At 57.4% G+C, this 23,547-nt stretch carries 18 protein-coding genes and 1 tRNA gene; 7 read left to right on the top strand and 12 right to left on the bottom strand.

Features of this window, described 5'->3' with window-relative positions; all coding sequences use genetic code 11:
* Positions 1-14: 14 nt before the first annotated feature.
* Together IPM61_05280 and IPM61_05275 are read left to right on the top strand one after the other, a co-directional pair.
* Positions 15-662, top strand: a complete 648-nt coding sequence (locus tag IPM61_05280; GenBank protein ID MBK8910724.1) for a sigma-70 family RNA polymerase sigma factor — start codon at positions 15-17, stop codon at positions 660-662.
* A gap of 52 nt (positions 663-714) precedes the next feature.
* The gene (locus IPM61_05275) at positions 715-1,383 is read left to right on the top strand and encodes a flavodoxin reductase (GenBank protein ID MBK8910723.1); all 669 of its coding nucleotides are present in this window, start codon (positions 715-717) and stop codon (positions 1,381-1,383) included.
* A gap of 147 nt (positions 1,384-1,530) precedes the next feature.
* Here the strand turns inward: IPM61_05275 and IPM61_05270 are convergent, their stop codons facing one another.
* The 3 genes from IPM61_05270 to IPM61_05260 all read right to left on the bottom strand — a co-directional run bounded on the left by IPM61_05270 (position 1,531) and on the right by IPM61_05260 (position 7,005).
* Entirely contained in the window at positions 1,531-2,298 is a 768-nt protein-coding gene (locus tag IPM61_05270) for a hypothetical protein (GenBank protein ID MBK8910722.1), read from the bottom strand.
* Positions 2,299-2,575: 277 nt separating this feature from the next.
* Positions 2,576-3,337, bottom strand: coding sequence for an SDR family oxidoreductase (locus tag IPM61_05265; GenBank protein MBK8910721.1), 762 nt, complete (start codon positions 3,335-3,337; stop codon positions 2,576-2,578).
* 74 nt (positions 3,338-3,411) lie between these two features.
* Entirely contained in the window at positions 3,412-7,005 is a 3,594-nt protein-coding gene (locus IPM61_05260) for a hypothetical protein (protein MBK8910720.1), read from the bottom strand.
* Positions 7,006-7,249: 244 nt separating this feature from the next.
* On the opposite strand from IPM61_05260, the gene IPM61_05255 reads away from it, so the two are divergent.
* Positions 7,250-8,218, top strand: a complete 969-nt coding sequence (locus tag IPM61_05255; protein MBK8910719.1) for a site-specific DNA-methyltransferase — start codon at positions 7,250-7,252, stop codon at positions 8,216-8,218.
* A 61-nt stretch (positions 8,219-8,279) separates the two neighbouring features.
* On the opposite strand, the gene dusB is transcribed toward IPM61_05255, so the two are convergent.
* The 3 genes from dusB to lptC form a co-directional block, all read right to left on the bottom strand.
* The gene (dusB, locus tag IPM61_05250; GenBank protein MBK8910718.1) at positions 8,280-9,296 is read right to left on the bottom strand and encodes a tRNA dihydrouridine synthase DusB; all 1,017 of its coding nucleotides are present in this window, start codon (positions 9,294-9,296) and stop codon (positions 8,280-8,282) included.
* Between the two features lie 99 nt (positions 9,297-9,395).
* The gene (locus tag IPM61_05245) at positions 9,396-10,187 is read right to left on the bottom strand and encodes a hypothetical protein (protein MBK8910717.1); all 792 of its coding nucleotides are present in this window, start codon (positions 10,185-10,187) and stop codon (positions 9,396-9,398) included.
* Positions 10,184-11,920 carry an LPS export ABC transporter periplasmic protein LptC gene (lptC, locus tag IPM61_05240; GenBank protein MBK8910716.1) on the bottom strand — a complete coding sequence of 579 codons (1,737 nt, stop codon included), beginning with the start codon at positions 11,918-11,920 and terminating at the stop codon, positions 10,184-10,186. Before lptC ends, IPM61_05245 begins: the two co-directional genes overlap by 4 nt.
* A gap of 60 nt (positions 11,921-11,980) precedes the next feature.
* Here lptC and IPM61_05235 point away from each other — a divergent pair, with 60 nt between their 5' ends.
* Positions 11,981-12,172: a hypothetical protein gene (locus IPM61_05235; protein ID MBK8910715.1), complete on the top strand. Its 192-nt coding sequence runs from the start codon at positions 11,981-11,983 to the stop codon at positions 12,170-12,172.
* A gap of 325 nt (positions 12,173-12,497) precedes the next feature.
* The gene (locus tag IPM61_05230; protein MBK8910714.1) at positions 12,498-13,352 is read left to right on the top strand and encodes a hypothetical protein; all 855 of its coding nucleotides are present in this window, start codon (positions 12,498-12,500) and stop codon (positions 13,350-13,352) included.
* On the opposite strand, the gene IPM61_05225 is transcribed toward IPM61_05230, so the two are convergent.
* Together IPM61_05225 and IPM61_05220 are read right to left on the bottom strand one after the other, a co-directional pair.
* Positions 13,339-15,648 carry a tetratricopeptide repeat protein gene (locus IPM61_05225; GenBank protein MBK8910713.1) on the bottom strand — a complete coding sequence of 770 codons (2,310 nt, stop codon included), beginning with the start codon at positions 15,646-15,648 and terminating at the stop codon, positions 13,339-13,341. The two genes, IPM61_05230 and IPM61_05225, sit on opposite strands and share 14 nt — an antisense overlap.
* On the bottom strand, positions 15,540-16,598 hold the full coding sequence (locus IPM61_05220; protein ID MBK8910712.1) for a DUF4062 domain-containing protein: 1,059 nt from the start codon (positions 16,596-16,598) through the stop codon (positions 15,540-15,542). Before IPM61_05220 ends, IPM61_05225 begins: the two co-directional genes overlap by 109 nt.
* Between IPM61_05220 and IPM61_05215 the strand changes: the two genes are divergently transcribed.
* Both IPM61_05215 and IPM61_05210 read left to right on the top strand, forming a co-directional pair.
* Positions 16,597-18,204: an ATP-dependent DNA helicase RecQ gene (locus IPM61_05215; protein MBK8910711.1), complete on the top strand. Its 1,608-nt coding sequence runs from the start codon at positions 16,597-16,599 to the stop codon at positions 18,202-18,204. The genes IPM61_05220 and IPM61_05215 overlap by 2 nt on opposite strands.
* Before the next feature lie 158 nt (positions 18,205-18,362).
* Positions 18,363-18,436, top strand: a tRNA-Arg gene (locus IPM61_05210).
* Positions 18,437-18,464: 28 nt separating this feature from the next.
* Here IPM61_05210 and IPM61_05205 read toward each other — a convergent pair.
* The 4 genes from IPM61_05205 to IPM61_05190 form a co-directional block, all read right to left on the bottom strand.
* Positions 18,465-18,875 carry a type II toxin-antitoxin system HicB family antitoxin gene (locus tag IPM61_05205; GenBank protein MBK8910710.1) on the bottom strand — a complete coding sequence of 137 codons (411 nt, stop codon included), beginning with the start codon at positions 18,873-18,875 and terminating at the stop codon, positions 18,465-18,467.
* A 146-nt stretch (positions 18,876-19,021) separates the two neighbouring features.
* Complete coding sequence (locus IPM61_05200) at positions 19,022-19,438, bottom strand: type II toxin-antitoxin system VapC family toxin (GenBank protein MBK8910709.1); 417 nt, start codon at positions 19,436-19,438, stop codon at positions 19,022-19,024.
* 295 nt (positions 19,439-19,733) lie between these two features.
* Positions 19,734-21,293 (bottom strand): Ppx/GppA family phosphatase, encoded by a 1,560-nt coding sequence (locus tag IPM61_05195; protein ID MBK8910708.1) that lies wholly within the window; start codon positions 21,291-21,293, stop codon positions 19,734-19,736.
* Between the two features lie 178 nt (positions 21,294-21,471).
* Entirely contained in the window at positions 21,472-23,529 is a 2,058-nt protein-coding gene (locus tag IPM61_05190) for an OmpA family protein (protein ID MBK8910707.1), read from the bottom strand.
* Between the last annotated feature and the right edge of the window lie 18 nt (positions 23,530-23,547).

Raw genomic sequence — 23,547 nt, 5'->3', positions numbered from 1 at the left:
TTATTCAACCGACTATGGTTCAGTCCGAAAAACTCACCGAAGCAGAAATTATCCGCCGGATTGCGGATGGGGAAAAAGCCCTGTATGAGATTATCGTCCGGCGGTTCAATCCATACCTGTATAAGGTCGGCAGGTCCTACAACTACACCCATGATGACACGCTTGACCTGATGCAGGACACGTTTATTGATGCCTATAAAAACCTTCGGCAGTTTGAAGGACGCTCCGATTTTAAGACATGGATTATCCGTATTATGATGAACAATTGCTACCGGAAACGGGAAAAGTCGAGCTTTAAGCATGAGGTTGCCCAAGATATCAACGAGAATTCAGTACCGATGTTTACCAACGCAAATAACGACACGGATAAAGTGGTTCAACGCCGCGAGTTAGGGGATGTTATCGAAAACGCGCTGAGCAATATCCCGTTGGATTATCGGATGGTGTTTTCGCTACGGGAAATCAACGGCATGAACGTCGCCGAAACCGCAAGCCTGCTGAATATCAGCGAGGCCAATGTTAAAGTCCGGCTGAATCGCGCAAAGGCAATGCTGCGGGGCGAGATCGAAAAAACATATTCTGCCGTTGAGCTGTACGAGTTTAACCTGATTTACTGTGATGCGGTGGTGGAAAACGTGATGAAAAAAATCAGCGAACTCTGAACACGTACCTCAATCGCCATTTCCACATATCCACAATAGCACTTCACCTACCATGGGACAGATCGTCAAAATAATCTCCATCGAAAGCCTTACGCACGATGTTCGCCGGGTGGTTGCGGAAAAACCGCCGATGCTTGCATACGCGCCGGGACAAGCGGTTGATATTTCCATCAATAAGCCGGGGTGGGAGCAGGAATTACGCGCTTTCACCTTCACTTCGCTGCCCGAAGATGACCACATTGAGTTCACCATCAAAACATACCCTCCCCACAACGGGGTAACGAACCAATTGCTTTCGCTTGGCAGCGGGGATGAGCTGATTATCCATGATGTTTTTGGGGACATCAGCTACAAGGGCGAAGGGATATTTATTGCTGGTGGAGCAGGGGTGACACCTTTTCTGGCAATCCTAAAACAGCTTGAGCGGGAAAACAAGGTTGGCAACAACAAACTGATTTTTGCAAACAAGACAAAAGCGGATATTATCCTTGAGAATAAATTCCGTGCGCTTTTAGGCGAAAACTTTATCAACGTTCTTTCAAACGAGGAAGTTGATGGTTACGAGCATGGATTTATTTCGGCAGAGCTTATTAAAAAACATGGTGGCGATCACTCCGAATTCTTTTACCTCTGCGGTCCCGATCCGATGATGCAAGCAGTGGAAAACCACTTGGCTGCACTTGGCATTGCGGGCGATCGCATAGTAAAAGAGGCTTTTTAGAAAGGCTTTGATCGGGCGCATTCCAACGCGCCACTGTGACGGCTGGTTTGGACGCTCCTGATTTATCGGAGCTGAGGTTCCGAAAAAATAGTAGCCGTCCCGATTGTAATCGGGACGGCTACATCTATTTTGGAACGCGCCCTAGCTTTATTTGGTTTGTGCCGGTGGGGCTGGTGCCGTTGTTGGTGCTGGCGTGTTTGGTGCACTTGGTGTGCCAGGGGCTGGTGCCGTTGTTGGTGCGCCTATTTCGGTGAAAGTAACATCGGAAGGGATGTCAAATTTCTCAGCCGGAACGGTGATATCCGTTTCCAATTTTGTGGCGGTCATTTTTATCGTCATTCCGTTGGCGTTCGACTCCAACAGCAAAGGAAGATTTTCCCACATCCACACCTTTGCCGAAACTCCATCTTTTGTGAAGCTGTAGCCTTTGCATTGTTTGCCAAGCAATTCCATCCCTTCAATCTCCTGAAGGTTAATTGCTTTTTTCTCTGCATCGCTCATCTTGGTGAAGTCCGGGGCTTCGTTCCCGATGAACCCACCTTTGGCCGGGGATTTAGTTCCATTTTTTTGTGCGGCATTATAGCTGTACTGCACCCCATCTTTTTCGACCATTTTCATGTTGATGGCTTGCCCCGCCATTGTGGCGTTCATTTCGCCGGCTTTGCGTGCGCCGTTGTCGTCCCAGTACATCACCATTTTCATGCTTTGCCCCATCGCCTCCATATTCATTTCCATCATGCCGGATTTGACGGATAGATCCCCCTTGCCGCTGCCGGTGGTTGTTGCTGTTGTGGCCCCGGTTGCGGGTTCTTTCATTGTGGCGGTGTCGCCAGCGTTCTTTGGCTCGTCGGCTTTTTTGCCACAGGCGGCGATTGCCAAGCAAAGCAGAAGGAGCGTTGCGGAAATGCGTTTCATCGTACGGTTTGTTGGTTGTGTTGAGTATGCTGTGTTCCCGCAACCTTCTTGAGGGCCCGGGATGGAATTCTTGTGTGTTCTTCTCTCCGCCACGCAGCGGTGTTTCGGCTTGCTGACACTCGGTTGGAATGGGATCGTTACCCTTCTGGGTGGGGAATGCTCCATTTGCTTCGACGCCGAAGGCTAAAGACCTTGTATAAATCCCGACGAAGGTCGGGACGGCTACCGGTGAATTGAGTATGCGGCTGCAATTTCCGGCACGCTGGAATGCGCTTGATTATTCTTGCGAGGTCTCTTGGGCGATGTTGAGGCCGCCATCAATAAGGAGCGTTTGGCCGGTGATGTAGGTTGCGTCGTTGGCGAAGAACCAGACGGCGTTGAAAATATCATCAATGGTTCCGTAGCGGCGCGCGGGAATGCGATCCGCGGGGATCAACGTGCCCGGGGCGGGGTCCTCCGGAATTTCGATTGTCCCCGGGGCGATGCCATTTACCGGAATTGTGGGGGCCAACGCCCGCGCAAGCGCACGGGTTAGCTGCAAGGTTGCCGCTTTGGCAACGTTGTACGGAACCCGCCCGCGCCAAATCTGGTACGCCCCCAGCGACGAAAAATTGATGATCCGCCCCTGCTCGCCACGCTCGTTGATTTCCGCTTGCTGCATGATTTCGGCGGCGGCTTGCGCGGCAAAAAATTCGCTGAAAAGATTGGTCTCCATCACCTGCCGCCACAGCTCCTCGGTGATCTCGGCAAGGGGGCGGGGCGCGGGGTAGATGGCGGCGTTGTTGACCAGCACATCAATCCGGCCAAAGCGTTCGGCACCGGCGGCGATTGCGTTGCGGATTTCCGTTCGGTTCCGCACGTCGGCCTGCACCAGCATGGACTGGACCCCGTGCGATTCCACCTCGCGCTGCGTTTGCTTGGCGGCTTGTTCGGAGCTGCCGTAATGGATCGCAATGTTCCAGCCACGCTGGGCGAATCGCAGCGCCAACCCCCGCCCAATGCGGCGGCCTGCACCGGTGATGAGGATGGTGTTTGGCATTTCGCTGAGTGTGTGTGTGTCGTTTGCCCCCCGCCCCGGGCCGATCCCGCAGCGCGGAGGACTACGTTGGTGGATTATTGCGCACCCTGGCCCAGGGCCTCGAAGTACTTGCGGATCAGCGTTTCGTAATCCTTCGTGTAGCCGGCCTCGCGGCTGCGGAGAAGGTCGCGCTGCTGTTTGGCGCGGCTGGCTTCGTCGGGGAATTTCAGCTGCCCCGGGCTGGTTCGCACAACGTCAACGCCGGGCTTCGATTCCCGTTCCTTCTCGAAGTCCCGCTCCCGCTGCGATTTCATCGCGTCCAGCATTCGGCTCAGGATTTTCTCCTGCCGCTCAAGGGTTTCCGGTGTCACGTTCCCCGACCGCATATCGCTCAGGACTTCCTCCACTTCTTGCGCGGCGCGGTCCAAATCCCCCACGCGATTTTTACGGGTTCCCCCTTCTTGGCGTGCCTCCTTGTTCAGCTCCTCCAACGATTTTTTCACTTGCTGCTGCTGCTGGGTCAGCTTGCGCATCCGCCCTTCTTCGCCGCCGTTTTCTTCGCCATCTTGGCCTTCGCTTCCCCCCTGTCCGTTCTTCCCTTTTTTCTTCCCTTGCTTCCCTTCTTGCTCCCCCTCACCTTCGCTTTGCCCTTGCCCCATTCCTTGCATTGCTTGGTTAATCATCTGCTGCTGGGCGGCCATTTGCTGCAAGCGTTGTTGGAACGATGCCATCCCTTCCCCCATTCCGCCGCTTTGCTGGCCCTGGCCTTGCATTTGGGCAAGGGCTTGCTGCATCATCATGGCGGCTTGGTTCATCGCGCTCATGGCCCCGCCTTGTTGCTGCGATGCCTTGTTGCCGTCGCGCTGCTCAAGGGAGTTGGTGGCCGATTGCATCTGGCGCATCGCATCGCCAAGCTGGCGGCCCATCTCGGGGGTGACGGCAAAACTTTTTTGGGAAAGCTGCCCAAGTTGGTCGCCGATGTTCTGCATCTCCTGCCCCATTTGCCCTTGCTCCTGGGCTTGGTCGCGGAACTCTGGGCTGTTGGCTTGGGTGTTCTCGGTTCGCTCCTTTAAGGCTTCCTGGCGTTTGGAAAGGTCCAGCATATCCTGCAACGCCTTCCGCATTTTGTTGGTGACGGCGCGTTGGGTGTTCTCCTGCATCTTCTGCTTCACCCCCTGCATCTTCTGCTTGAACTTCTGCGCCGATTGCTTGGCTTGCGCACCCTGCTGCTTGGCTTGCTCCATGTTCCCTTGCTCCATCTGCTCCCCGGCTTGCTCCATCTGCTGGCCAGGGTTCTCCTGCTGAAGCTGCTGCTTGGCTTGCTCCATTTCTGTGGTTGGCATCTCCTGCTGGGTTGCCATTTTTTTGGAAAGATCCTCGGCTTCTTGCTGCATCTTCTGCGCGTCCTTTGCCAGCTCCTTTTGGCGTTCGGCAAGTTGGTCGCGGGTGGCCTTGTCGTTGGGAGGAGTGTTGGCCGTTTGCTCGTTGATGGTCTCCTGCTGGCGGGCAAGCTCGTCGGCGCGGCGGATCAGTTCGTCCACCTTCTGCTCGGTCTGCATCCGCTCCAGAATCTTCATCGTCCGCTCGATGGATTTGCGGAACTGTTCTTCGTTGAACTTGTAGTTCTTCATCGCCTCGGCCATCTGCTCGGGGGTCATCTTCTGCATCGCTTGCTGCATTTGCTCCATCGCCTTCATCAGCTCCGGATTTTTCAAATCTTGGAAGAGCTTCTGCAGTTCCTGGTATTTCTTCAGCGTCTCGGGTGAGATTGCCCGCGCCTCCTTCAGCTTCTCGCTTACCTCGCGAAGGTTCTCGGCAATCTGCTCCAGCCGTTGCTGCATCTGGTCGTGCTGCTTCATCAGCTCTTGCAGCTTCTGCGTTTCCTGCCAGTTTGGTTGCCGCTTGTTTTGGGCAAGCTGTTTCATCAGCTCGCGGTTCACCTCCTCCATCTGCTGCTTCGCCTCTTGGGCTTGTTTCAGCATTTTCTCAAGGTCGTTGTTGGCTTGCTGTTGGGCTTGTTCGGTCTCCTTCAGCAACTCATCCAGCGAAGGGAATCGTGCGGCAACAATTGCGGTGCGTGCGGTTTTTGGCCCGGCAACAACGTCGTTGTCGGCAACCTCGAAGTAGAACTCCATTGCATCGCCGGGGGTTAGGCCCAGCCGCGACATCTGCCACACCCAGGGGACCGCAACCGCCGCGGGGTCGCCCTGCGGAATCGGAATCTCCACCGTGCGGAAATCTTTCCACGGCTCCTCGTATCGGCTTTCGGTGATGCGGTAGTGAAGCCGCAGCCAGCTGAAGCCGAAGTCGTCGCCAATCTGCGTCTCCGTTGGCAGGATCATCGTCTCATCAATAACCGCCTCGGCCCCCGGTTGCAGCAGTGCGATTGTTGGTGCGGCATCGGTGGAAACCGACATCGTGTAATGGATTGGGGAAGGATTCTGCAATCCTTCGGCGGAGGTCATGGTGATGAAATATTCCCCGTCGCGAGCCAGCCGGAAACCACCGGTAAGCGTGGTTCCGTTGATCGCCAACGGGATGCGGACAGTGTCGAAATTGATGGTGGATTGGGCCGATACGCGTGTGCCGATTCCTGTGCCGATTCCTGCGCCGGTATCGCCCGCCGCGCCACCCCGCGGGAACAGTTGCACGATTGCTGCGGAAGCTGGCGTGATGTTGGTTTCCACCCGCACGCCGATGCTCGTCCCGCGGATGCCGCTCACGTCGCCAACGTTGTCGGGAAGTTGTTCGCTGCCACGCTTGGTGTAGACCGGTTGCGCCACCCGCACCTGCAGCATTCGGATTTCGGGGCGGTCGGTGACGGTAATCTGATACTCGGGCGTTTCCACCGGCCCGGCAACAGCGGAGTAGGTGGTGGCCGAACGAACCCCGGGAATGGTGTAGCGGAACGCCCCTGATTGATCCCCACGAAGCTCGATGCTATCGGCACCGGAAGCCCCGTCGGCACGCAGCACCAGCGTCACCGTGCGCGGCGGAATTCCTGCGGCCTGGACCACAATGCCGATGGAGTCGCCACGCAACACCTTCCGGTTCCCCGGCTGGATGCTCAGCGAGTACGGAGCGGGCTTCGGGAACTCACGGTTGTAATGGCTTAAGCGATAGAGTGCGTTGCTGGCGGCATCGGGAGCGGCAAGCCAAAGGGATCCCATCATCACCGCGGAACTGAGCAGCAGAAGGAGTGAACGCCGCCGTTCCTGCGGGTCAATGATAACGTCGTAATCATGGTGGCGCAGCGGCTCCCCCTGCGCAGCGATTGCGGCTTCGGCAAGCGGAGCTGAGTATCCGCCGGTCAACGTGCCGGAGCTTAATGCGCGATAGAGTTGCAGCGTGTTTACCAGCCGGTCGCCAACGTCGGGGATGCGGTGGCCAACGCGCCGGGCAATGGTGTCGTCGTCGTGCCAGCGGAGCAGGCCAAACCGGCGGCCAACGGGACCGGCAAGCTGCCACGCGGCCAGCAGTCCACACAGCCCAACGGAAGCAACCACAATCGCCGTCCGCCCGGCGGAATCGAACTCCCCCAGCATCTCCAACGCAATCGCCCCCGACCACACGGCTAATCCCCCCGCAATGGTGTTCCAGAGCGCGGTGGAGAGGTGCAAGTTTTGCTCGCGGCGGCGCGTGCGAGCAATCTTGCTAGTAAGCTCCGAATAGAGAGAGATAAGGGACATTGAAGGGTTGCCAGTTATTTGGGAAAAATTAATGGGCAATCTTGGGTTAATAACCGTGGCGTGCAAGCTGCGAGTTCCGTTTTTTCTGATCTCCATCCCCTACCCCTCTCCCCAAATCTGAACTCACCGTTTCCACCCATGAAGCTAACCAATTTGACGAACGGAAAAAGGGGAAAAGTGGAGTGGGCTGGAACCAGCGGTTTGCTACCTTTGTGGCCAAAAGATGTGGCCACACAATAGAGCTATGGGAACAACGCATCATCGCATCATCAACGGCGACAGCCGCACCATGAAGGAAACCGCGGACCGCTCGGTTCACCTTGCCATCACCTCGCCGCCATACTGGCAGCTGAAGGATTACGGTTCCGATCACCAGCTTGGGTTCCACGAATCCTACGAAAGCTACATCAACAACCTGAACCTTGTTTGGAAGGAGTGCCACCGGGTGCTGCATGATGGCTGCCGGCTGTGCATCAATATCGGCGACCAGTTTGCACGCTCGGCATATTATGGCCGCTACAAGGTTATCCCTATTCGGACGGAGATCATCAAGTGCTGCGAGTCGCTGGGGTTCGATTACATGGGGGCGGTGATCTGGCAGAAAATCACCACCACCAACACCACCGGCGGCGGGGTGCAAATGGGGTCCTATCCCTACCCGCGCAACGGAATTTTGAAATTGGATTATGAGTTTGTGCTGATTTTTAAAAAACTTGGCGATGCCCCAAAACCAACACCGCAGCAAAAAGAAGATTCAAAAATGACCGCCGAAGAATGGAACACATTTTTTGCGGGCCACTGGAATTTTGCGGGGGCCAAGCAGGATAGCCACATCGCCATGTTCCCCGAAGAATTGCCGCGAAGGCTAACGAAAATGTTCTCCTTTGTTGGCGAAACCGTGCTGGACCCATTTCTTGGAAGCGGAACCACCGCGCTGGTAGCAAAAAATCTTGGAAGAAATTCGATAGGGTACGAAATCAACCCAGAATTTCTGCCGATTATTCAGAAAAAAATCGGGGTCCACCAGCTTGCGTTGGATGGGACAACGTTTGAGTTTATCCAGCAACATTCTCCGCCAGAAATTTCTGCGGAGTTGCGTGACCTTCCCTACATTTTTCGCGATCCCCACGGATTTAATCGCACGATTGATCCAGCAGAAATTCGCTCGTTCAAAAAAAATAAAAAATCCACCGGCCGGAATTTCCCACAGTAGAAGTCTGAATAATAATGGACCAAACGTTGTTGCGTTTGGCCCATTATTGGATAGATATTGCTTACCCCACCGCCGTGCCTTCCTCCATTCCCCACTCCTCTTTCTTCCGGTTAAATTCCTCGACTTCTTCACGGTAGCGTTCAATCCGGCGGTGGATTTCCTCAACGTCGTTCATCAGCACAAGCTCCTTGCGGACCGCGGCGGCAAGGGGCATGGAGTGGAGATATCCGCCCCAGTATTTGCGGAACTCCACCAACCCCAATCGCTCACCTTTGTACTCCATCCCCATTCGTAAATGATCCAGGGCGGTGTCCAGCCGTTCATCTAAGCCGGGGGTTGGAAGGGATTCCCCGGTGGCGCGGTAATGTTTGGCTTGCTGAAAAATCCAGGGGTTGCCGATTGCTGCCCGCCCAATCATCACTGCGTCGGCTCCGGTTTCGAACCCTCGGATCACGTCCTGCGGGGTTTTTACGTCGCCGTTCAGGATCACCGGAATGCGCACCACCTTCTTCACTTGCTCGATGTACTCCCACGAGGCGATCCCTTCGTGGCCCTGGTCGCGGGTGCGGCAGTGGATTGCCAGCGCGTGGATGCCAACATCCTCCAGCATCTGCGCAACTTCGGTGATGACGATGGAGTTGCGGTCCCAGCCCAATCGGGTTTTTACCGTCACCGGCAGCTTGGTGGCTTCCACAACGCTGCGGACAATTCGCTGCATTGCCGGAGGGTCCTTCAGCAATCCAGCACCGGCGTTGCGGGCAACAACGTTCTTCACCCAGCAACCACAGTTGATGTCAATAAAATCTGGTCCGGCCTCTTCCGCTTTCCGTGCCGATTCGGCCATGGCTTCGTCGCGCCCGCCAAATATCTGGATGGCAACGGGGCGTTCGTCATCGTACACCGTCAGCTTCTGCAGCGAACGGCGTGCGTCGCGGATTAACCCCTCGCTGCTGATAAATTCGGTGTAAACAATGTCGGCCCCCAGCCGCCTGCAAATTCGGCGGAATGGTGGGTCGGTGACGTCCTCCATCGGAGCCAACAACAATCCTTGCTCAACGGTAATCGGGCCTATGGTCATGCGTTTGGTTGAAGAAATTTCGATGCTGATTTCAATGCTGATTGCGGGCATCTATCGCCCACGACTTTGTTTTCAGGATGGAGATGCTACCCCGATTGCTCACGGAACCACAATTCGCTTGCGGGCAATTAGTTTTTTTTCGCGTCCGGAGCGGACCTCGGCAAAGTAGTCTCCCGATTTTGCGCGGACCCCTTGCGCGTCCAGCATATTCCACTCGTAGCGGTAGCTGCCGCTTTTCTGCGGCGCGTCCACAATGGTGGCGATATGTTGGGCCGACGTGTTGTACACCATCACCGAGACGTGGCCCGGCTCGGGAAGCAGGTAGTTGATTACCGGGGAGACATCCTCGGTAACGCCCATCATCGTTGCGATGTCGCTAAGCGGGATGCTGGCCACATTGAGGTAGGTGATCCCTTGTGGGTGAATAAAATCCCAGTCCTGCGATTGGCGGATTTCCTGCTCCCGCCGCGCGCGGTCGGCTTGGGTTGGGGTCCATTGCTCCGGCAGGATTGCAAGGTTCCGGCGGCGGATTGCCTCGGGGGTGTTCCGCAAGCTGTCCAGAAATGCGCGGAGCGCGGCGGTGTCGCGCCGAAGGTCCTCGCGCAGGCGAACAAGGGGGCGGATTTTGTGCTGGAACAGCCATTGCTCCGTGCTGTCCAATCCCTCAAGATGAAGCCAATCGGGGACCCATAACGTGTCAATGCTTGGTAAGGGCGTTGCTCCGCTGGGGCGTCCGGTGGTGTCAATCGGCTGGGCATGAAGCGCGGCCCCCGTAGCGATGATCGCCACGGCAACAGCGAACAGGCGCGCAACCATGCGGCTGGCCGCCGGGGTTCCCGCTGCATCTGCTAATCGTATCCAAGCCAATAGCCTGCTGCTGCAATTGTTCATCGGCGCTGTTGTGAGGTTGAGTTCTCTTGCAACGGTCTGCTGGCGGGGGCCACACTGCTGGTTTGGGGTTGCGCTGCCGACGGGGTGATGTTCCCCAATCGGTCGTAGCGGCGGAACCCCTCCAAACGATAGCTTGCTTCGGCCCCCTGCACGTTCTGTTCCGGCACAATCTCCCAATCGCTAAGGTGCTCCCCGCCGATGGTCTCCACCTGCGCGGCTTTGCCGGCATCGAACGTGATGATCATCGTGTCGCACACGGCGCGCATTGCCCCGTCGGGATTCTCAAGATCGTAGTTGAAATAGATGCTTGCTGCCTCCCCTTCGGAACGGACTTGGCGAATGGTGTCGTGCGCAAGCGTGAACAGCATCCGCTGGCCACGAAGCTGGTCCAAGCGTTGCGGGATTTTTCCTTCGCTGATGGCGAAGGCATCGTGCAGAACCTCAATCCATTCCAACTTCCGCTCCTTCATTCCAATCGTGATCGTGTCGCCGGTGATCTGCGATTTATCATACCAAACAACCGGCGTGGGGAACGGGCTGCCAAGCGAGTCGCCTCGGGAAGCCGTTGCCGCCGGATTGGTGCCGGAGGTGTCGGGGCCGGGCAGGCCGGTTACTGGGGCCGGGGTTTGCGCCGCCGCGCTATCGGGCAAGGCCGCCGAATCGGCAACGGCCCGGTTGCGCCCGGGGCCAATGGTGATCAGTTCGGGGCCGCTCAGGAACCGCGCAATTTGGCCAACCGCTTGCAGAGTTCCTCGGGTGAGTAGGACGTTTCCGGTGGCCCGATATTCTTCCTGCTCGCCACGGTACGCTTCCATTGCCCGCGCGGTGATGATCGTGGTGTCGTAGCGGAACCGCACGGCGGCAAGGCTATCGGCTGGGGCGCGGCTGCCTGCCGAATCGGGCGCGGTTTGGGGCGATAGTGCTGTGCTGTCAATCTTCACCAATCGCGGCTTGCCCGTGGCAACGGTGTAATTCCGCTGGGGGAAGGCGTGGACCGTGTCGCCAAACAACTGGGACCGCTGGAACGGAGCTTGCACCACCACGTTGCCCACCGCGAACGATTCCTGGCTTGAACGCCAATGGAGTAAATGGTCGGCACGGATGCTGCCGGAGTCGTTGGTGACGATGACGTTGCCGCGAAAATCGGCTTTCATTTCCAGGGAGAAGTAGTCGCCGTTATCGGCGCGGAGCGTGGTGTTGCTGTCGCGCATGGTGACGTTTCCCCGGAAGCGAGCTATCCGCTGGCTCATGTCGTAATCAAGCGATGATGATGTGATCCGTGCGCCGCTATCCAACACCGTCACGCCGCCGCTGAATTGTGCGGTGCGCCGCCCCATGTCGTACTGTGCGGTTGAGGAGGTGATGGTCGCGCCGGTATCCACAATCGTCACGCCGCCGCTGGCAACCGCCATTTTGCTGATGCCGTTGTAATCTACTCGCAAGGCGGTTAGGGTGTTACCTGGTTGGGTAATCCGGACGTTTCCGGTAAGCACCCCTTGCTGGGCCCCTTCGTACCAGGTTCCTTGCTCGGCGGTGATGGTGGTGGTGCCTTGCACGATTCTCACATTCCCCATCAGCGTCCACACCAGCGATGCCCCCCCCGCGCCGCTGGTTGCACGGCTGGAATCGGCCGAGAAGGTGACAGGCTGCGCCGGGCCGATCGGCTGCGACAGCAGCGGCGCGGCCCCAACAAGAAGGGCGATTGCTGAAAGAATGGAAGCTAAGCGGCTCATCATCAAGAAGTAGAGATACCGAAACGCCCGCAAAGTATCGCCCGCAGGGGAAACCAGCGAATGCAAAATGCAATCCCTTTTCTCCCCTGGGCTGGCGGGTTGCCGGGGTGGTGGAAGCGGCGGCGCAATCCCCCGCAAAAAAAAATCTGGAGGAGCGATTTTTGTGAAGAACTCCGCCGTAAGTTTGCACCGCTTACCGACGTAACCTACGCCAGCCAGCAGCAGCGTGCCGATGCGCAAACCGTGCGATGATTGATTGTTTGTTTTGTTTGATGGTGCTGCTGTCTCTATCCGATTTGGGCGCATTGCAACGCGCCAAACGCTCCCCGTGACTGGGTCCCGGGGGGAACTCGCCGCAGGCTAAAGACCTGTTATCAATCCCGACTGAGTCGGGGGATTCGCCGCAGGCTAAAGACCTGTTATCAATCCCGACTGAGTCGGGGGATTCGCCGCAGGCTAAAGACCTGCGGCTACCCTCATTCCTTAATTGGGTTAGGGGAATGGGATGTTTGCTTGAACAACGTATTCTCTCGCAGTTCTTTCCATACACGTTTTTCCAAACAAGGAGGATTGTCCGATGAAGTTCAGCACAACAGCAATGGCGCGGTGGTTTTTTGTGGCCGGGGTAGCGGCGGCACTAATGGCAACGGGGTGCAGCGGAAAAAAGCAAGATGAGCCAAATGGGAATGGGAAGCTCCTAAAGACAGTCGTTACGCTGGAGCTGTGTGGTGATTGCTGCAGCGTACCAAGTGGCGATACTCCCACCATTAACCTAACCCCGGGAACAGTAGCCGCAGACTCTAGTATCCCAGTCACCACAAGCAGTACTAACGCTGATCATGTGGCATGTGACACTACTAAGGCGAAGCTACTAACTGCCGGTAAGGAGAATCTACTAATTGCCGGTCACTATTTGGCCGTGATTGTTGATGATGATCCGGGACTGAGCAAGTCTCACATTCGTTATAATCCTTCGGAGCCACAACACTCTTTTTCACTAAAATGGAAGAATGCTACACCGAAAGTGATTCGGGGATATTTAGCATTTAACACTTCAGGCAAACACCCTGTAGCTATGAAAAATGCTGGGGCGAGCAAAGCCTACTGCTACGCAAATAACCAATGGTCGCCCTGCACTGATTCCATGGTTGTATTAAATCTTCCAGAGCACCAAAAAACCTACCAAAGTGCCGATATCCCTCTCGACTTCGTTCTCAACAACGCTCCGTTAGGTGCAAACCTCAAACTTCACGTTGTGATTCCGAGTACACTGGACACTGTTATTGACCAGGACAAGCCATTCAGTATCAAAAATCTGCCGCCAGGGAATCATACCGTGGCGGTGCAGTTGCAAAAGCCAAAAACTGGAGGTGGATGGGAGGATGTTCCTGGCGAATTTGCCCATTCCTCCCGCGAGTTTACGGTTCAGTAGGGAGCCGTTGGGCAATCACCTCCTGCAGTAGCTGGTCTGCCGCTTTTGTTTGGGGGTGGTCGGTACCAAGGGTGGTTTCGTAGATCTGCAATGCTTGGCGCAAGTAACGCTCGGCGGCGGCAACGTCGCCGAGCGTTCCCATTATCACCCCCAAGCAGCGCAGTGCCATTGCTGTGCGCTGGTGTTGCGCCCCCAGAACCTGCTGGCTGAGATGAACAGCTTGCTCGGTGATTGTTCGGGCCTCCTCCGCTTCCCCCTGTTGCAGCCGTGCGTCACCTATCAGCAACATTGTTGCCACCACATCGCCATGATGCTCCCCCTGAGTTGCGATGCGTGCGTTCAGCACCTCATCCAACAATTCAATGGCCTCGGCGTAGGCCTTCTGCGCCAGCAGCACACTGGCCAAGTTGTTCATGCAGCCAATGGTGAAGTGGTGGTGGGGATGGACGATCTCCCGCAGCACCGCAAGGAGTTGGCGGTAGAGTTTCTCCGCCTCATCATGCTGATTCATGTGCCGCAAGACCAACGCCATGCTCAGTCCCGATTGCACGGTGTGCAGATGGCGCATCCCAAACAACCGTTGGCGCGCCGCCAGCACCGCATGATATGCTTCCATTGCCTGCTGGTAGTTTCCTTGTCGCAGCATCACATCGGCAAGGCCGTTGTGGGCAAGCAGCAGCAATGGGTGGTCGGGGCCAAAAACCTTCAACCAGATGTCGGCGGCGTGCTGGAACTGGGCGACGGATTCCTCCAATCGCCCTAAATCGAACAACACCCGGCCCAGATTGTGGTGGGTGTCGGCAAGCTCGGGGGTGTTCTCCGCCATGGACCGCTTGCGCATCTCCATCACTTTTCGCTGGATAGTTTCCGCCTCGCGAAGCCGCCCGCGATAGTGAAAAAGCAGCCCCAAATTTCCGTACAGATCAATGTTTTGCTTGCTGCTAAGCGTCCCCGTATTCTCCAATGCCGAACGGATCACCCGCTCGGCTTCGTCGAACGCGCCGGAGTCGAGCAAGATGGTGCTTAGAAGATCAATCCCGTATAATGGATTTGCCAGGCGGTCGGGGTGCTGCAAGCCTTCGCGGGCAATTTGCTCGGCTTCGGAAAATTGGTTGTGCTGGCGCAGGACCTCGCCAAGCTCAATCAACGCTTCATGCAGCTGGGGGTGCCCCTGTTCCCGCGCCAGCCGGACGCTTTCGCGGGCCGCAGCTTCGGCATCTTCAGGCTTGCCAATGGTCAGCAAAAACGCTGCAAGCTGGCGCAGGAAACCGACCTCCCGATCGGGTTGGCTTTGCCGGAGCGTCACCGCCGCTGCACGGTATGTTTCCGCAGGATTGAACGTCCCCTCCAGAAATCGCCAGTATCCTATCAACCCTAACCGCTCCCCTTCCCACAACGCGTGGAATATGTCGGGGTCGGCAAGCAGTGCGTGCAGCCGTTCGGGATCGTTGGCTTTCCACCACTGGTACGGTTCCTCCTCAATCCTTCGGTGGCTCGTTGCGTGGGTGCCGAAAAACTTGGCGATGCGCGCATGAATGGCGCGCTGCTTGGCCGGCGTGGAAAGATACCGTTGCTCCACGGCGATGCGCAGGTAATCGTGGAAAAAGGTGAGCAGCCCGTCGCGGGTGACAAGGTGGTAATCCAGGCTGGCAACCAGGCTGGAAATCTGCAACCGTGGGCTGCGTGTAATGGCCGCAAGCTCCGATTCGCGTAGCCCCCGCCGCGCCCCCCACAGCAACGTCATCACCCGGCGGACCAACCCCTCGCCAAAATCCCCTTCCATCCGTTGCAGCATCCGTTGGAACAGCTGGTGGGTGTCGGTGGCCGATAGATACCAGTCAATCTGCTGGTCCAGCAACTCGTGGTGGCCAAACACCCGAAGCTCCTCCAAAAAAGTCCGCAGGAAGAGTGGATGGGAGCAGTGCGGTGCCTCGCCAATCCGCTGAAGCTGGCGTGCGTTCAGGGCTTTGTAGGATTCGCCAAGAAAGCGGACAATCACCGCCTGGCGTTCCTCGGGCCGAAGCGGCTCAATCTCTATCATCTCCCACCCGCGGTCGGCCAGGACCTGCGCGGCTTGCGGGTCCGTGGTGGTGGCAACCACCGCCACGTTGGGGGGAAGGTGTCCCGGCAGCCATGCAAGATTGCGGCCATGCTCGCCCAGTTGGTTAAGCCCGTCAATCAGAAGGATCAGCGGCTGGCCATGAACCGCAGCAAACCAGTGGGGAAGCAGATCATGGAGTTCGTTCTGGTTCGCCGGAAGGGGGGCATTGATGAATCCCCGCTCGCGAAGCTCCATGGACAGGTGGTGCAGAATCTCCGTGTGCTCCCCTGCTCCGAACCAATGCCAACGTAATGCTCCACCACAAACGCCCCGGGATAGCGGCGGCGATAGTGGTTGGCCCAGTAGGCAATCAGTGCCGATTTACCGCTGCCCGACGGAGCAAGCACCACCATCCCATTGGATGCCGCCGCCGCATTGCCGGGCGATGCCGCGTTGCTCCGCGCCTGCTCGGCAACGCGGGACAGGTGGGCAAGGGCTTCGGCGCGGGGGATATAGGCCTGGCGACGGCTTAGCGCGAACGCTTCGTGGCGGCGGCGCTCCTGCTGCAACGGGTTGCTGGCGTGGGAGAGTGCCGGGAAAGATTCTTCGATCAACGCCACAAGATCGTCGTGAACCATCTTGCCAAGCGTGGCCGCGTCGCGGAACTGGCGGATGGTTGCGCCGCAGCGGAAAACATCCTGCTTCAGCGCGTCAAGTTTTGCGGCTTCGTTGGGGTGCTTCAGCGAAAGGGGCGCGCCCTGGGCTGCGTCGCGGAAATAAAATCGTGCGCGTGGATTCGCCATTTCTCCATCGGCTTTCCCAGTCCCAATCGCCCCGTAGCGGACCTCCATTTCCATGATGCTCATCCCCTCAATCGCGGCCTCCTCCACCCAGGGGAATCGGCGCAGCAGTTCGGGGTCCTTGTGGATCTCGGCAATGGTGGGGGTGTAGCCGTAGCGGTCGCCGGTGATGCAAATAAACCACGGGCGGCAGCGGTCCACCTCCTCCAAACAACGCCGGACGACGTTTCCGTACAGGCTTTCTTCCTCGGTTAATCCCCAGCGGAGGTCAATTTCGGAAAGGGTGATCCCGCGTTGCCGGCAGATGGAGTGAAGTTCGGGGAAGACCTTCTTCACAAGGTAGTCGCGCTCGTGCTGTAAATCACGGAAAGTGGAGCTGATAAAAAGGCGGAGTTCGGTACTCATGGCCGCAAAAGTAGGAAAGGGAGGTGGTTCAAGATACAAGCTGACGACAGTTTCCGTGCTGCCGAATCGCGCCGGAATCGGTACACTTGCAACGCCCCGAACAGTTATCCAGCTATCCCAACAATTCTGCAATCCTGTGGCCACAACACCGCTTCGGATACTTCAAGAATATTTTGGCCACGCCGCGTTCCACACGGCGCAGCAGGCGGTTATCCGGCGATTGATAGAAACGCCGAACCGCGCCGGCCACAGCCTTCTGCTGATGCCAACCGGCGGCGGCAAATCCCTGTGCTACCAGGTCCCCGCGCTGATGTTCGACGGCGGAACGCTGGTGGTAAGCCCGCTGATTGCGCTGATGCAGGACCAGGTGGACCGGCTGCGCCAGCGGAATATCCCCGCCACGTTCATCAACTCCACCGTTGCTGCCGAAGAACGCGAAGCGCGGTTGCGGGGATTTCTGGAAGGGAACTACAAGCTGCTGTACGTCACCCCAGAGCGATTCCGCAGGGCTGAGTTTGCCCGGGCGATTTCCCAAGCCAACATCGCGCTGCTGGCGGTGGATGAGGCTCATTGCATCAGCGAATGGGGCCACGATTTCCGCCCCGATTACTCGCGGCTGGCGGAGTTCCGCGCCATGATTGGCAATCCGCTCACGATTGCCCTAACCGCCACCGCCACGGCGGAAGTGCAGCAGGAGATCATCGAAAAATTGGGGCTGCAACCGGACCAAGTCCAGACCTTCCACCAGGGAATTGAACGGCCAAACCTGCGGCTGGAAGTGGAGGACCTGGACCGCGACCATGAGAAGCTGGCGGCGATGATGGGGACCATCCAGCGGTTCGGCAGCGGAAGCGGGATCATCTACTTCTCGCTGATTCAAACGCTGGAGAAATTCTCGCAGATGCTGGCCGATAAACGGATTGGGCACGGGATCTACCACGGGAAAATGGGGGCGCAGCGAAGGCGCGCAATCCAACGTGAGTTCCTTGCCGGGAAGGAGAGACTGATGCTTGCCACCAACGCCTTCGGGATGGGGATTGACAAGGCCGACATCCGGTTTGTGGTCCATGCGGAAGTGCCGTCGTCGGTGGAGTCGTACTACCAAGAAATTGGGCGGGCGGGGCGCGACGGAGAAGGCGCGCTGTGCGTGCTTCTGTACAACCAGGAGGACCTTGCCACGCAGATGGAGTTCGTGAAATGGTCCAACCCCAACGCTGGATTCTACTCCCGGCTGTACGGCTTGCTTAGCGATGAAGAGCACGCAAACCGAATGGGGATGGAGTACCTGCGCGAGCAACTGAACTACCGCAACCGCCGCGATTTCCGTTTGGAGACGGCGTTGGGGATGCTGGACCGGTACGGCGTAACCGAGGGGAGCATTGAAGGGCGGAACCTGCGGATTACCGGGGACCTTGCCGATGAGTTGGTGGACGATGAGCGGCTGGCCGGCAAGCTGCGCCGCGCCAATCTGAAGCTCCTTTCCATGGTGCAGTACGTCCGCACCGAAGGCTGCCGCCGCGTGCATATCAGCGATTACTTTGGGTTCCCGGGCGCGCCGGCCTGCGGCAACTGCGACCGTTGCAGCCTGCAGGCGGAAGAGTTTTAAAAATGCGTTGGTGGTGGTGTTCCGGTTTACGCTTGCTCACCGCAACAGGAAGGCGTTTTTTTGCCGGCTTGCCACTATCTTTGCGGCGTGCAACCTAAAAGGCCTTGTCTCAATCCCGACTGAGTCGGGGGGGAAGAGTTACCTCTGGAGCGGACAATGGCTCCGTAGTTCAGCTGGACAGAACGTCAGTTTCCTAAACTGAATGTCGCAAGTTCGAGTCTTGCCGGAGCCGCCCACAAAAGAATGCCGTGCAGCTATCGTTAGCTGCACGGCATTCTTGGTGTTTCAGGTTGCCCATGAATCGAGCTTAATTCTCCCATGTTATGCGAATGCTTGCTTCCCTGGTTTGTGCTCACTGTCGGCATTCTCACGATCCTATTTTCTTGTTCTTTGCCCTGCCACATTTTTTTTGCCATTGGTGGTGGTCTATACTCCTTTGCGGATAATGTCCAGCCCATTCGCAACAGCTCTTTTTCTAATGTCCCCCGGTCCACCGTCTCTTCAATGAAGATTTCCAACGCCTCTTCAAATGCGTTCTTTGCTTCTTCCATGGTGTCTCCGTAGGAGGAAACATCTAGTGCTGGGCAAACAGCCACCCATTGTCCTTCTTCTTCTATGAAAAAGACGGGAACGTGTGCCTCAACATAGTGAAGTTGTTGTGTGCCTTTCATAAGAAAGAATAATCCCGAGTGTGTCCGGGGAACAGCAGAGGTTTCGACCGCCTGCTTCGTTGGGAACCACCCCGCGTGTGTGGGTGGGGATAACTATCGCCGTTGCCAAGCCCTTTATGTATCAGAGAAGGCTGGAAGGATAGTGCTTATGCAAACGGAGCAATCAAAGGGATAAGGGAACGCCCATTTTTACGGTAAAACAAGAAGTCGCTATCTACTGTTAGCACACGAGCTTCTTCCTCTAATTCTGCCATGCGGACGATGCAAGCATCGGCAAAATCCATACGCCCGGCATACCGTTCCATTAAAACTGAAATACGCCCCATCTCTTGTCCGGCACGAAGTGAGAGTGCTATTGTTCCATTCATAATATACCCCAGCACCTGTTGTTGTTGCCGTGGATAATGACGCAGCAAATAACAAGCCTCCGCAAGCACTGCTTCGCAAGATAAAAATTGCCCTTGGAGATACTTTACTGCGCTAACAGCCCAGATATGGTGTTCATCGCTTTTATCCAACAAGGCCACGATTACCCCAGTATCAATAATCACTTTGTTGGCCATTATTTCCCGAACCCAGAGATGTGTTGCTTATTCGTTGAGCGGTTCTTTACTCCCGATTCTAAGCTCCCAAATGTACGTTTGTTCTTTTCATAAAAACTCCCTGTTGCTTCTTTTCGGTTCTTTGGCGTAGCCGGTGCTTCGCGCTTCGGTGCTGTTCTTGTCTTTACGTTCATCATGGTTCCTTCCTGCGTATTAGCATCCCTTCCGCATTTGCGGCTTGGGCGTTTGTTGCGGTTCTAATCTAAGCAATCACTCCTCAAATTCTCCCACTGTTTTCATCCGTTCGGGGGCGGCCTCACTCCCCTTGCGGCGCAACAGTTACCGTTCGCTCGAACGCTTCTTCCATCAGCCCTTTTTTTCGCTCCACGCTCCAGACCTCGAACGTGGGGTTGGCCGATTGGAGGCAAGCAAATTGGAGCGTGATGGCGCGTGAGGTGAACGTTGCTTTCACCGACTCCACAAGCTGCTTGTGGGTGCGGTCGAAGCCGTCGGCAATGCGGAGGATGGCGGAAAGGATGCGGACCGTGTGCTGGTCCGTGGCGGGCAATGCCGCAAACTCAGGATGGCGGCTTTTGGGATGCGATTTCCGGTGGTAGCGGGCAACGTTGGCAATCATCGCTATCTCATCGTTGGTGAACCCGAACGACTCGCTGTTGCGAATCAAATAGCCACTGTGCTTGTGGTGGTCCGCGTGCGAAATGTAGTAGCCAATATCATGCAAGATTGCCGCGGCCTGCAGATGCTCGCGCGCGGTGGTCCCCAAACGGTGAAGCGGCTGCAAGGCATCGTAGATCTGCAAAGCCAGCTTGGCCACATGAAGCCCGTGCGCTTCATCGAAGTGGTACATCCTCCCAATCTTCATCACCGTTTGGTAGCGGAGATCGGAAAGGTGCGCCAACCCTTCCTGCTCTTCTTCTTCCTGCAACTTGTGGATGGTGTCCAGCACAATCCCCTCGCGCAGGGCGTAGCTGCTGATGGTGATCTCCTCAAATCCACACTCGTCCAAAATTGTCTGCAAGGTCAGGCAGCCGGCGGCAAGGATGTCGGCGCGGCGCGGGTCCACGCCCGGGAGCAGCGAACGCTCCTGGAAACTTTTGGCGCGCAGAACCCGCTCGGTAATTTCTTTCACCTCCGCACGCGCAACCCGAACTCCGTTCAGCATCTCTGGAACCGCTTGGCCGCGTGCGGCAAGAGCCATTGCTGCAACTGTCTGGGCGGTTCCGCTGCTGGCCACGGTCAGTGCGTGGCCGCTGTTGCGGATTGCTTGGGCGGCATGGTAGATTTCGCCACGGATATGCAGGCGCAAGGCGTTGGCTTGCTCCTGGGTGATGCGCTCGTTCGGGAAAAATCGCTGGGTCATGCGGATTGCCCCAATCTTGAAGCTGTTGGCATACCGAACCTTGCCCCGCTCCCCCAACAAAAACTCCGTGCTTCCGCCGCCAATGTCGAACAGCGCGATGCGGCGATTGTACACCGGCAACGCCTGCATCACCCCCAGATAAATCAACCGCGCTTCCTCGAACCCCGAAACCACATCAATCTCAATCCCCGTTGCTTGCCGAACCCGCTCGATAAACTCCTCCCCGTTCGATGCCTCCCGAACCGCGCTGGTGGCCACCGCACGGATTGGGGAGCCGTTGCGGTCGGCAACGTCGCGGAACAGTTGCATTGCTTCCAAACCGCGTTGCATGGCGGCTTCGCTCAGGTGTTTAATCTGCGAAGGGCTTTCTCCAAGCCGCACAACCACTTTTTCTTTGGCGATCACGGAGAACTTCCGGCCACGGATTAAGCGCACCACAATCAAGTGGAAGCTGTTGGTGCCAACGTCAATCGCTGCAAGGGTTTCGGGTAGCATCGTTGCAAAACAAGAATGGATTGGCCACGGAGTCACGCAGCCAAGCAAAAGAAACGGCGCAATGGCGAGAAATCAAAATGATGAATAGGAAACAGAAGTGAGGAAACGTGAGCCGGCAGGCCGAAGCCGCACGCACGCCGGGCGGAGCCATCCCTTCCAAGAACGTTGCGGAATCCAATTACCGGATCGGAGTCTCCACAACCACCGTGACGGTGCGGCAGTAGAACCGCCCCTCGGGAAGATCGTTGTTGAACAGCGTGGTGGTTTCGCCGCGGCCCACGGCTTGTTCGGGGCGTGCGCCCAGGGCTTGGGCGGTGGCGCGTGCGCGCTCCTCAGAAAGCCGCTGGTTGTGCTCCGGCTCGCCAATCCGGTCGGTGTAGCCGGTGATGGCAACCGTTGCCTCGGGGCCGATGCGCCCGCGAATAAACTGGCCAATGCGTTGGTTCGGGGCGTTCAATTCGGCGCGGTCGAAGTCGAACAAGATCAAGCTGTAGCGGTCAATCTCGCGGTCGGCAATCCGCTCGGTTCGCTTGGTCTGCACGGTAAGCTGCTCCACCGCCAGCGTCTCCGTTGCGGTTGCCTTCCCCCCCGCCACGTCTTCGGTTGATAGTTGGAAATGGAGCGGACCCTTCCCTTTGGGGATCGTGGCTTGCTCCTGCTCGATGTTCCAATCCAGAGTCGCTGGCGGCTTGCCAAGCCCGCTGAAGCTCCGCAACGGTTGCCCCCCTTGCGATGCCGTAATCCCCCAATTCAGCACCCCCGCCGTTGCCTGCACCGTTGGCTTCAATCGGATGACCGGAGGGTTGACGGTTCGGATGGTGTCGGTGGTCACCACCGGCTCAAGAATTTCCGGGATGCTGGCCGTAATCTCCGCGCGCCGGTTCTCCTCCATCCCGTCGGCCTCGGCTGGGTTCGATGGGGTTGCGGGCATGGCGCGGGTTTCAATCGCAATCCTTTCTGGAGCAATGTCCCAAACGGAAAGAAGGTAGTGCCGGACCGCTTCGGCGCGCTGGCGTGCAAGCGTTCCCCCCGCTTCCGCTCCGGTTTCTCCGCTGGCCATTTCCGGGCTGCATCCGGTGATGGTGATGGTTGCTTCCAGGTGCTGGCGCATTCGCTTCCCAACAATGTTCAGCAGGTGGTAGTAGGTGGGAAGCGTCCCCACGTTGTGCAGCCGCTCGATGCGGAATTGCCCCGTGGCCTCCGCCGGAATCTGGACGTACCGCTCCGGAATCGTGGCGGAGTTTGGGGCGAAGAAAAGATAATTGAGCAACGGACGGAGCGAGGTGGAGATGAACTCCTCGGTGCGGATGCTGGCAACCGGAAGCTCCGCGCCGTCGCGCCCAACGCCAACAGCCGCAATGGCCGCAGAAATTCCTGGCAAGGAATCGGAAGGGACCGCCGGCGTGGTGGGCGAAGGACCCGTGGGCAGTGGTTCGGGAAGGTCCGCAACCAGCGGAGTACTTGGCGGGTGATATTTCACCGCAACGCCAAACCGCACGGCGTTGGCCCTCCAATCGGCATCGGCAGCAACGTCGGTAAGCCCAATCGAGACCAGAGCCTCCGGCTGCAACCAGAGCGTGCGCTGGCGGTTCAGCGGAAGCTGGTAGCTGATTCCGGCAACCACTGCTGCCTCGGCTGCGGCGGCGTTTGGGATTGTGGCGGCGGTGTCGTTGCGGGTGCGCCGTCCGTTCTCGAACACTCCAACATCGCTGGGTTGCACGATTGTCTCGCGCTGGCTGAAGCTGCTGGAAATCACGCTTCCCACCCGCCCGCCAATCTGCAACGCCAACGGTCCGGAAAGGTGAAGGCCCAGCCGTGGCTCGGCCCCAATCGAAGCCAGCGTTGCTTGCACAACGTGTTCAAACTCCGCGTCCAGCGTCTGGTTCCCAACAATGACGGTGGTTGGTTCGGTGGTGGTCAGCGTGGCGCTGTTGCTGAACAATCCTGCACGCAGATCAAGGAAAAAAGGATCGCCAATGGGTAGCTGATAGAACAGCCCAATCGTTGGGCCAATCCCGGTCCCGGTTTCGTAGCGTGGGCAGCAGCTTGGAATGCCCGGCAGCGTGGCGAACTCCGCCGAATGAAAGTTCAGCGACAGGTGCCCAAACGCCCCGAACGCAGCCCCCAAACGGTTGCCGGGCAAGGGGCTGGGCGAATCCTGGGGCTGGGCATGAAGCCCCGTTGCGGCCAACAATGCCGCCGCAAGGCTTGCAGCAACAAGAGTGCGGAAATTCATGGGGGAAAAGTAGGGGAA

The sequence above is a fragment of the Chlorobiota bacterium genome (assembly GCA_016710285.1).
GTDB lineage: Bacteria > Bacteroidota > Ignavibacteria > OLB7 > OLB7 > OLB7.
This window is presented reverse-complemented; position numbering and strand designations above follow the sequence as displayed.

Excerpts from the sequence above, each read along its gene's own strand:
- IPM61_05280 (MBK8910724.1), top strand. The coding sequence starts at position 15 with ATGGTTCAGTCCGAAAAACTCACCGAAGCAGAAATTATCCGCCGGATT.
- IPM61_05275 (MBK8910723.1), top strand. The coding sequence starts at position 715 with ATGGGACAGATCGTCAAAATAATCTCCATCGAAAGCCTTACGCACGAT.
- IPM61_05270 (MBK8910722.1), bottom strand. The coding sequence starts at position 2,298 with ATGAAACGCATTTCCGCAACGCTCCTTCTGCTTTGCTTGGCAATCGCC.
- IPM61_05265 (MBK8910721.1), bottom strand. The coding sequence starts at position 3,337 with ATGCCAAACACCATCCTCATCACCGGTGCAGGCCGCCGCATTGGGCGG.
- IPM61_05260 (MBK8910720.1), bottom strand. The coding sequence starts at position 7,005 with ATGTCCCTTATCTCTCTCTATTCGGAGCTTACTAGCAAGATTGCTCGC.
- IPM61_05255 (MBK8910719.1), top strand. The coding sequence starts at position 7,250 with ATGGGAACAACGCATCATCGCATCATCAACGGCGACAGCCGCACCATG.
- dusB (MBK8910718.1), bottom strand. The coding sequence starts at position 9,296 with ATGACCATAGGCCCGATTACCGTTGAGCAAGGATTGTTGTTGGCTCCG.
- IPM61_05245 (MBK8910717.1), bottom strand. The coding sequence starts at position 10,187 with ATGAACAATTGCAGCAGCAGGCTATTGGCTTGGATACGATTAGCAGAT.
- lptC (MBK8910716.1), bottom strand. The coding sequence starts at position 11,920 with ATGAGCCGCTTAGCTTCCATTCTTTCAGCAATCGCCCTTCTTGTTGGG.
- IPM61_05235 (MBK8910715.1), top strand. The coding sequence starts at position 11,981 with ATGCAAAATGCAATCCCTTTTCTCCCCTGGGCTGGCGGGTTGCCGGGG.
- IPM61_05230 (MBK8910714.1), top strand. The coding sequence starts at position 12,498 with ATGAAGTTCAGCACAACAGCAATGGCGCGGTGGTTTTTTGTGGCCGGG.
- IPM61_05225 (MBK8910713.1), bottom strand. The coding sequence starts at position 15,648 with ATGGAGCTTCGCGAGCGGGGATTCATCAATGCCCCCCTTCCGGCGAAC.
- IPM61_05215 (MBK8910711.1), top strand. The coding sequence starts at position 16,597 with ATGGCCGCAAAAGTAGGAAAGGGAGGTGGTTCAAGATACAAGCTGACG.
- IPM61_05220 (MBK8910712.1), bottom strand. The coding sequence starts at position 16,598 with ATGAGTACCGAACTCCGCCTTTTTATCAGCTCCACTTTCCGTGATTTA.
- IPM61_05205 (MBK8910710.1), bottom strand. The coding sequence starts at position 18,875 with ATGAAAGGCACACAACAACTTCACTATGTTGAGGCACACGTTCCCGTC.
- IPM61_05200 (MBK8910709.1), bottom strand. The coding sequence starts at position 19,438 with ATGGCCAACAAAGTGATTATTGATACTGGGGTAATCGTGGCCTTGTTG.
- IPM61_05195 (MBK8910708.1), bottom strand. The coding sequence starts at position 21,293 with ATGCTACCCGAAACCCTTGCAGCGATTGACGTTGGCACCAACAGCTTC.
- IPM61_05190 (MBK8910707.1), bottom strand. The coding sequence starts at position 23,529 with ATGAATTTCCGCACTCTTGTTGCTGCAAGCCTTGCGGCGGCATTGTTG.